This is a genomic window from Nocardia sp. 852002-51101_SCH5132738, assembly GCF_001665695.1.
Classification (GTDB): Bacteria; Actinomycetota; Actinomycetes; order Mycobacteriales; family Mycobacteriaceae; genus Nocardia; species Nocardia nova.
Window position 1 is genome coordinate 1 of sequence record NZ_LZML01000199.1, and the last position, 8,644, is coordinate 8,644.

The following is an 8,644-nucleotide window of genomic DNA, read 5'->3' on the forward strand; positions in this document are numbered from 1 at the left end:
AAGGTCACGCCGGTGTCCACCAAAGCCCTCGACGTTGCGGGGGTGTTGTTCGAGGCGGTCCCAGGCGGGGCCGGGGCAAACGGCCACGTGGAGGACGGTGCTGCGGGGGCGTTCGAAGAAGCGGGCGGCTTCGTCGCGTGGTGAGCGGGGGGCGTCGTCGTGGAATGCGGTGTAGGGGCGGTCGTCGTCGGTGAGGTCGGCGCGGTTGACCTGTAGGGCAGGGCGGGTGCCTCGGGGATGGCCGGGGATGGCGGCGAGCAGGTGGCGGGTGAGGTTTTCGGCGCGCAGGAGCGACATCCGCACGGTCCCACCGGATTCCGGGTCGGACGAGGGTTGCTGGGTGACCAGGACCGCCTGCCGGTAGTGCACGGCCGCGTGGATGCGGACGCGCTGACGCGGATCGCCCATCTGCTCGAGATCGCCCGAACCGTTCGACGCGGCGGCGAATCCGGCGATCTCGATCCGCGATTCCGGACCGTGGAGAATGCGCACCGCGGCTTCGGCGTTGTCGTCGATGCGGCCGGCGAGGTCGGCGGCTTCGGATTTCCACTGGGCTTCCAGCTCGTCCGAGGTCTCGGCGGTGGAGCGGAACTGCAAGGGATACGGCAGGACGTCGTGTCCGGCGGCACGCCACAGGACGGTGAAGCCGAGCGCGCTGAAAGTCCAACCTGCCATGGGCTATTCACCCAAGACCGGCGGGACGGTCTTCTGCCGCTGCTCCTCGGAGAGGCCGGTCAGTTCGTCACCGTGGTCCCGCGACACCAGCTCCTCGCTGATCTTGGACTTGTGGGTCTTCTCGTCCTCTTTCTTCGACTTGGCACCGGGCGGCATCATGCCGGGCATACCGTTCATCCCGGCGGCGCCCTTGCCCCCTCCGGCAGACAAGCCGCGAGCCGTCCCCTGGCCCTGGGCATTCGAACCGGGCACCGACGACCCGCGACCGGCCGAATTGCCCGACCCGCCATAGGTTCCGGTGACGCCGGGTCCACCCGAGCCGAACGGGAGCCCGGTGCGCGAGTCGATTCCACCAGGTGTCACCGAAGAAGGGGTGGTCTGCGCGCCCGCCGCCGACGGATCCCATCCAGCCGGGGTAGCGCTCGCGGAGGTGGTATTCGCGGGATTCTGCATCGAGTTACTCAGTGTGGACGGGTCGACAGGGCTCGGCGTGGTGCCATCGCCGGGACCTTGATCAGGACTCGGCGGTTTGGGCTGATTGGTATCGCCGGGTCCGTGGCCATCGTCGGGGCCTTTCGAGGGTGGACCCACCGCCGGAACTCCCGGCGGCTTCCATTCCGTGTTGTCGTCCGGCGTATTCACGGGATTGTACGGTCGAGGCGCCAAGGGCACCTGTGTGTCACTCTCGCGCACGGCCGGGTAGAACACATTGTTGATCAAATGTTCGTTCGCCGCGTTGGCCTGAGTTTTGCGGTGGTCGTTGAGCTTCCACGTCGGCCCCGGCACCCAGCCGGCGAGATCGCTGGTCCAACTCGTGTGCGGGGTCGGCTGCGCGGCAGGTTTGGTGATCTCGACCGCCGAGCGCACCAACTTCACCTTCTCGCTGACCAACTGGGCGGAGCTCACCAGATCTTTCTCCTTGTCGGTGAAACTCTTGATGCCCTCGGCGGTCTTCTGCGCCGCGGCCCCCTGCCACTTCTCCTGAATGGCCTTCTGGATCTGCGGCCCGAAAGTGTTGTGCCCGTTCTCGATTTTGTTCCGCAGCCCCTCCCAGAAGTTGTGCAACGTCACGACGGTGCTCGGCTGCATCTTCTGAATGCGGTCGTACAGATTGTCGATATTCTGCGGATTCTTGTACGCGTCCTGCGCGACCTGCGGGTTCTGGTATTGCCCTCCGAATCCGCCGTTCACGATCTGATTGATCCGGTTGCGCGCGGCGGTCGCGTCGGGACTCTGATCGCCCTGCGCATTCGAGAAAGAGTCGGGCGGACCTCCCTTGTGCTGCTCCCAGAGGGCAGCAACCAGCGGGACGAGTGGAAGTACCATGTGCTCCCCCGGGTCAGTGGTTCTCGGAGCCGGCGATGGTGCCGGCGTTCTGCTGGTCGTGGTCGACGAGGCGGTCGACGGAGTGCTTGATGGTGTCGCGGATCAACTCGAGCACCTGAATATGCTCGTCGAAGGCTGAGTCGAAGTCCCCTTCGCCACCGACTGCTTTGGCGCCCAACATCTTCGCAAGTTGATCGGCAGCGGGGAAGTCGCCCAGTCCGGTCACATTGGACATCTGCAGCAGCATCGCCTTGCACTCTTTATAGACCTGCAGCTGATCCTCACAGGCTTTCAGGCAGTCACGCGAGACCGACGGGTCCAGGTCCAGCCGACCAGCTTGGGACTCGCCGGCAAGGTATTTCCACATCGTCACTTCATCGGTGTGTCCCATGGTCCCCCTCTCAGGACGGAAACAACGGCACGATCGCCGCAGCGGCGCTCAGCGCGTGGCTGCACGGCGCTTCTGCGGCGCGAGAGCTCATGTTGTAGATGGAGACCTCGAAGGTCCCTTGGCTTGCCGGAAAGGCCACATAGCAGTTCGTGCCGTTCTTGTCCGAAGCAGTTCGATATTGGAAGCCGTTTCTTCCGCCGGCGGTCACTGCCTGGAAATCGATGTTGTCCGGCTTCTTCTTCAAATCCTCGATCGTGAACAGCGACGACCAAACCCCCAGCGTGTAATAGTAGTCAGGGTTGTCATGCCAAGAGCAGAGCTTCCAACCGTCCACCGCAACACCACCGATGTTGGCGGTCTTGGTCGCCGGGTCCATCCCAGCCTGCCGCAACACCTCATCCGTGACCTGCGTGCACGGGTCCCACAACGCCGCAGTCGCCGCCTTCGGATCACTCGTCTCCGGCGACGCCGTCCCCGAAGTCGACGAGGAACACCCGGTCCCCACCACCAACACCACCGCAGCCGCCAGCACAGCGGTAGCCGCCTTACGTATCACCGATGCCTCCCGTTGGTCCCCGCGCACACATCCTCCTGGAGTCTAGGACGCACGCGACGGCCACTCGGTTCCCCCTATTGATCATCACAAGAGTCAGGGAAGTCCGGTGCAGGCCCAGCCGGACAGCAGAAGACCGCCCCCGTTGACCCCGATTAGTTTTGTTGCAAAACTGATCAGTCATGAGGATCGTGATCGTCGGCGCCGGTATCGGCGGCCTCGCCGCGGCCCTGAGCCTGCATGCGGCCGGGTTCCGGGATATCGCCGTGTACGAGCGCGCCGACGCGTTGCGGCCGCTCGGTGTCGGGATCAATCTGCTTCCACATGCCGTGCGTGAGCTGACCGAACTCGGGCTCGGCGAGCCGGTCGCCGCATTGGGCGTGGCGCCGCGAAATCTGGCCTACTACAACAGGTTCGGCCAGGAGATCTGGTGCGAGCCTCGCGGCCTCGATGCCGGATACCACTGGCCGCAACTGTCGGTGCACCGCGGCAGTTTGCAGATGGAGTTGCTCGACGCCGTGCGCGAAAGGCTGGGCGCGCACACCGTTCGCACCGGACATCGCCTCCTTGCCGCGACCCCCGACGGCCGAGCCCACTTCGCCACGGCGACAGGAGAATTGACCGCAGACGCCGATCTGATCATCGGCGCCGACGGTATCCATTCGGCCCTGCGCCACCAGCACCGGCCGGACGACGGCCCACCAGTATGGAACGGGCTGACGCTGTGGCGCGGAACAGCCAAGCTGCCCGGCTTCCTCGACGGCCGCACGATGATCATGGCCGGTGACGCCGAGCAGAAGTTCGTCGCATATCCGATCCGCGACGCCATCAATTTCATCGCCGAGCGCCGGACCGTCGGATTCGGTGGGCAAAACGCCGACTGGAACCGCGCGGTCGCACCGGCGCAGATCGTGGAGCTGTTCCGCGAGTGGCGGTTCCCGTGGCTCGATGTTCCCGAATTGCTCTGTGCCGCAGAAGAAATTCTCGAATATCCGATGGTCGACCGCGATCCGCTCGAGCGGTGGACCTACGGACGAACCACCCTGCTCGGCGACGCGGCGCATCCGATGTATCCGAACGGTTCGAACGGGGCCTCGCAAGCCATCCTCGATGCTCGCACCCTCGCGTTCCACCTCGCCACCGCCCGCACCCCGGGCGAGGCTCTCGCGGCCTACGAGCAGGATCGACGCCCCGCCACGACAGCCCTGGTGCACAGCAACCGCAAGCAGGGCCCCGAGCAGGTCATGGTTCTGGCCCACGAACGGGCGCCGAACGGGTTCGCCCATATCCACGACGTGATCTCGCCCGAGGAGCTCGCCGCCATCGCGACCGGGTACAAGAAGGCCGCCGGATTCCACCCCGACACCCTCAACACCCGGCCGTCACTGACCCCACCGTCCAGCGAGGGGAACGTCTCGTGACCGATCTCGATCCCGCACGCCTGGCATCGGTCATCTCACCGCTGCGCCGAAGCCTGCTCTCCGCAGCCCGTGCGGCCGAACGTCTTCCGGAGATCCCGGACGCGCAGATCGAAATCGTCCGCGCCCTGCCCCCGGGCACCGTCAGCACCTCGAGCGAAGTGGCCGAACGGCTCGGGCTGAGCCGCCCTACGGTCAGCAACCTGCTCACCACGATGGAGGCGAACGGCTTGATCGAACGACGCCCCCGGCCCGGCGACCGCCGCCACGTCGAGATCGCGACCACCGCCCGGGCTCACGATCTGTTCGCCCGCTTCGACCAAGCCAGCGGCGCCCTCATCACCGCCGCGGCGGCGACTCTCGCTCCCGAGGACCGGGCCGCGCTGGCCACTGCGCTTCCCGCGCTCGAACGCCTGCGCGAGGCTCTCCACCGACTCCAGACCACGGAGGAAACCGAATGAGCACGCCCCGCCAGCGCCTTTCGCGGTGGATACAAGCGCGAATCATCAAGGGACTCGTCCCCGGCCCGCACGACATCACCATCCGAAAGAACCTGCGCGTCCCGATGGACGACGGTGTCGAGTTGCTCGCCGACCTGATCACACCGATCGGCGACACGGATCCGCGGCTGCCCACGATCGTGATCCGCGGCCCGTACGGACGCAGCGGCCCCGTCGCCGGCCATGCTCGCGCCCTGGCCCGCGAGGGGTTTCCGGTGCTGTTCCAGAGCTGCCGCGGAACCTGGGGATCCCGCGGTGTATTCACCCCGCAGATCGATGAGCAGCGCGACGGTATCGCGACCCACCGCTGGGTTCGCGAACAAGACTGGTGCACAGGGCGGGTGGTCACTTTCGGCCCGAGCTATATGGGCTTCACGCAGTGGGCGGTGGCCGGCAAGCTGCAGAAGGAAGACCCGGATATCGCGCCCGATGCGTTGTGCCTGATCGTGACGATGCCCGATTTCGGCGCCATCACCTGGGACAACGCGGCGTTCGCGCTGCGCAACGCACTCGGCTGGACGCAGATGATGGACCGGATGATCCACCGGCAGCTGCTCGCCCTGGTGCTGGGCCAGCTGCGTCCGGATCGCAAGCTGCGCAAGGCATTCGACGTGCTCCCCCTGTCGGGCGGCGATGTGGCCGCGAACGGTCGCCGGGTGCACTGGTACCAGGACTGGGTCGCTCACGAACGGCTCACCGACGACTATTGGACCCAGCAGTCACATACCGCCTCGGTTCCCGATGTCACCGCGCCGGTGTACATGATCACCGGCTGGTACGACATCTTCCTGCCCTGGCAGCTGCGCAACTACGCGCAGCTCGCCGAAGCCGGACGGCCCCCGCGCCTCACCGTCGGCCCCTGGGGACATCTCACCCGAGATATGGGCGCGCCGACGATTCGCGAGACCGTCGAATTCCTGAAGGAGCATTTCGCCGATGCTCCGAGCAAGCGGGTCGCACCCGTGCGCGCGTACCTCACCGGCGCCGAACAATGGCACGACCTGCACAGCTGGCCACCGCCCGGCACGACGAGCGAGACGCTGTATCTGCGCGCGCCGCGCAAACTCGGCCAGGCTCTCCCGGAGGGCGGCATCACCAGCTACGTCTACGACCCCGCCGATCCCACGCCCGCTGTCGGCGGCCCCAGCCTGGGTCCCACCTCGGCCCCGGTCGACAACGCCGCACACGAGCGCCGCTCCGACGTCACCGTATTCCGTGGTGAGCCGCTCACCAGCCCGGTCACGGTCGCCGGAGAACCGGTGGCGCACATCAGCTTTCGCTCATCACAACCCAGCGCCGACATCTTCGTCCGGATCTGCGATCTCCACCCCGACGGACGGTCGATGACGGTCTGTGACGGTATTCGCCGCATCGGCAGTATCGCCACGGCCGACACGGACCCGGCCCCGGACGCCGACGGTTTCCGGAATATCGAGGTGCGGCTGTGGCCCACCTTCCATCGGTTCGAGGCCGGCCACCGCATCAGCGTGCAGATCAGCTCCGGCGCCCACCCGCGGTACGCCCGCAATCCCGGATCCGGCGAGCCGGCCGCCACCGCAGCGACCATTCACGTTGCGAAGCAGGAGATTTCGCACGCCCCGGCGTCTGCGTCGCGGATCGAACTGCCGGTGTGGTCGTCGTGAGCGCCCCCGCAGTTCCCGGACTGGAGGCGGCGTTCCAGGTGGAGGCACGCCTCGGCCCGCCGGAAGACCACGGCACGACCCGCGCCGGACACCGCCGCGTCGTGCCGATCATCGGCGGCCGGGTCAGCGGCCTGTTCGACGCCGACATCCTGCCCGGCGGCGCGGACTGGCAGCTGATCCGCCCCGACGGCGCCATCGAGATCGACACCCGCTACTCGGCGCGCACCGCGCACGGCACGCACATCTACCTCCGGACCTCCGGCATCCGCAGCGGAGCACCGGAGGTCCTGGAGGCCTTGTTGCGGGGAGATCCGGTTGATCCGTCCGAGTACTACTTCCGCCTCGTCGTGCGCCTGGAGACATCCGATCCTCTGCTCACCGAGCTGCAGCAGTCCATCTTCGTGGCGTCGGCGATCCGGGAAGCGAACAAGGTCCGCTACACCGCCTACCGCCTCACCTGATCAGGAAATCAGGTTCAGCCGAGGCGCCGGAGGAAAGACGACCGGCAGCGCTGCCATCGCACGATGAAAAGGTCCAGGCCGCCAACGGATCTCGCTCGGATCGACGGCGAGCCGGATCTCCGGCAGCGCATCGAGCAGCTGGTCGATCGCGTCCTGCACCACCAGATACGCCACCGACCGCGCCGGACACGCGTGCGGGCCCGCACCCCAGGACAGATGCGATCGATTCCCGGTGCGGTCCCCGCCAGCGATGTCCGGATCGTTGTTGCAGGCGGCCAGACTGATCACCACCGGCTGATGAGCCGGCAGCCAGGTGTTGTCGATCAGAATCGGCTGGCGCGGATAGCTCATGCAGAAGTTGGCCAGCGGCGGATCGGTGAACAGCACTTCGTCCAGCGCATCGCGAGTCGACAGGCTGCCGCCGAGGATGTCGCCGCCGAAACGCTCGTCGGTGATCATCAGCAACAGCGTGTTGGAGATCAGATTCTGCTGCGGCTCGATGCCCCCGCCGTAGAAGACGATCAGGTTGCGGAGCATCTCCTCGTCGGTGAGCTTGGCCGGATGATGCGCCAGATGCGAGGTGACATCGTCGCCGGGTGCGTTGCGGCGCAGCTGGACCTGTTCCATCAGCGCCTGAGCCATATGGTCCATCCCCCACGCCGCGTTGATCGTGTCGAATATCGCCGCCATCCCGGTGGCCACGCGCCGGCCCAAATCAGCCGAACAGCCCACCATGCGGTTCAGCACCTCGAAAGCCAGCGGGAAGGCGTATTGCGAGACCAGATCCGCCGAACCGGCTTCGCAGAATTCGTTGATCAGCGGGATGGCGATCTTCTCGACGGTGGTGTGCAGCTCGTGCAGGTCGACCCTGTCGAACGCGGCCGTGAACGCCTGCCGATACCGCGCATGAGCACTGCCCGCGCTGCGAATCACGTTCGGATACCAGCGCATGATCGGCAGCACCGGGCAATCCTCGGGAATGGTTCTCTCCCACGCCCGCGGGTCCGCCGGGAAATGGTCGGGATCGTTGAGGATCTGCAACGCGGTGTGATAGCCGATGACCAGCGTCGCCGGCACGCCGGGCGCCAGCTCGATCGGCACCATGGAGCCATAGCGACGGCGCATCGCTTCATAGGCGCGATGGGGGTCGGCGACGAATTCCGGTGTGTCCAGCACGATTCGGGGGCCGTCGGTGTCGAACGGGGTGCCGGCCTGATGAACAGGGCAGCCCGGGGCCGCAGGCAGGTCGGAAGGTGGGGTTGACAAAGGGGGTGACTCCAGAGAATGAACCAACAAGCGCGGCAGGGGATTCGCCGTCAGCCGACAGCGTCACCTCGTGCTTGGTGAGAATAGGGGCTGTGGCAGCCCTCCAGCTAGCGTTTTCGCAAAAGGGACAGGCGTCTTGTGAGCAGACGGCCCGCACCCTGCGGCAGCGCTATTCCATTGGTCTATCGACCACTTCGCGCGTGGCGGCAGCCACCTGGCTACACCCAGCGGGTCGGCCCCGCCGTGCGGCATCCCGCCGCAGCGACGGGTGCACCTACAAGCGAACGCCGTGGTCCGAATTTTTCGTGCAAACTCGGCCCGATGTGCGAGTTTTCGGGCTGTTGCGAAATTGGTTTCGGTGGTTCCGGCCGCGGAGCGGCCGGAACCACCGGGGGCGGGGCTGGGAGTGGT

General features: G+C 66.5%; 9 protein-coding genes. 4 read left to right on the forward strand and 5 right to left on the reverse strand.

The features are described from left to right. The 4 genes from A5789_RS30730 to A5789_RS30745 form a co-directional block, all read right to left on the reverse strand. Window positions 1-675: ESX secretion-associated protein EspG (locus A5789_RS30730; protein WP_064927411.1), on the reverse strand; the 675-nt coding region annotated here is incomplete at its 3' end. Between the two features lie 3 nt (window positions 676-678). Beyond that, the gene (locus A5789_RS30735) at window positions 679-2,001 is read right to left on the reverse strand and encodes a hypothetical protein (protein WP_064906485.1); all 1,323 of its coding nucleotides are present in this window, start codon (window positions 1,999-2,001) and stop codon (window positions 679-681) included. Between the two features lie 13 nt (window positions 2,002-2,014). After that, complete coding sequence (locus A5789_RS30740; protein ID WP_064906486.1) at window positions 2,015-2,392, reverse strand: hypothetical protein; 378 nt, start codon at window positions 2,390-2,392, stop codon at window positions 2,015-2,017. Window positions 2,393-2,402: 10 nt separating this feature from the next. After that, a complete protein-coding gene (locus A5789_RS30745) occupies window positions 2,403-2,924 on the reverse strand; it encodes a DUF3558 domain-containing protein (protein ID WP_064906488.1) in 522 nt (173 codons plus the stop codon). A gap of 203 nt (window positions 2,925-3,127) precedes the next feature. Between A5789_RS30745 and A5789_RS30750 the strand changes: the two genes are divergently transcribed. The 4 genes from A5789_RS30750 to A5789_RS30765 are packed head-to-tail and all read left to right on the forward strand — an operon-like array spanning window position 3,128 to window position 6,967. Beyond that, window positions 3,128-4,366, forward strand: a complete 1,239-nt coding sequence (locus tag A5789_RS30750; protein WP_064906489.1) for a flavin-dependent oxidoreductase — start codon at window positions 3,128-3,130, stop codon at window positions 4,364-4,366. Then, the gene (locus A5789_RS30755; protein ID WP_181065149.1) at window positions 4,363-4,824 is read left to right on the forward strand and encodes a MarR family winged helix-turn-helix transcriptional regulator; all 462 of its coding nucleotides are present in this window, start codon (window positions 4,363-4,365) and stop codon (window positions 4,822-4,824) included. The genes A5789_RS30750 and A5789_RS30755 overlap by 4 nt, the downstream gene beginning before the upstream one ends. After that, the gene (locus tag A5789_RS30760) at window positions 4,821-6,506 is read left to right on the forward strand and encodes a CocE/NonD family hydrolase (protein WP_064906492.1); all 1,686 of its coding nucleotides are present in this window, start codon (window positions 4,821-4,823) and stop codon (window positions 6,504-6,506) included. The genes A5789_RS30755 and A5789_RS30760 overlap by 4 nt, the downstream gene beginning before the upstream one ends. Next, entirely contained in the window at window positions 6,503-6,967 is a 465-nt protein-coding gene (locus tag A5789_RS30765) for a DUF3237 domain-containing protein (protein WP_063011332.1), read from the forward strand. Before A5789_RS30760 ends, A5789_RS30765 begins: the two co-directional genes overlap by 4 nt. Here A5789_RS30765 and A5789_RS30770 read toward each other — a convergent pair whose 3' ends face one another. After that, window positions 6,968-8,233 carry a cytochrome P450 gene (locus tag A5789_RS30770; RefSeq protein WP_063011216.1) on the reverse strand — a complete coding sequence of 422 codons (1,266 nt, stop codon included), beginning with the start codon at window positions 8,231-8,233 and terminating at the stop codon, window positions 6,968-6,970. Between the last annotated feature and the right edge of the window lie 411 nt (window positions 8,234-8,644).

Coding starts and splice junctions, on each gene's coding strand:
- A5789_RS30750 (WP_064906489.1), top strand. CDS start 3,128: ATGAGGATCGTGATCGTCGGCGCCGGTATCGGCGGCCTCGCCGCGGCC.
- A5789_RS30740 (WP_064906486.1), bottom strand. CDS start 2,392: ATGGGACACACCGATGAAGTGACGATGTGGAAATACCTTGCCGGCGAG.
- A5789_RS30760 (WP_064906492.1), top strand. CDS start 4,821: ATGAGCACGCCCCGCCAGCGCCTTTCGCGGTGGATACAAGCGCGAATC.
- A5789_RS30735 (WP_064906485.1), bottom strand. CDS start 2,001: ATGGTACTTCCACTCGTCCCGCTGGTTGCTGCCCTCTGGGAGCAGCAC.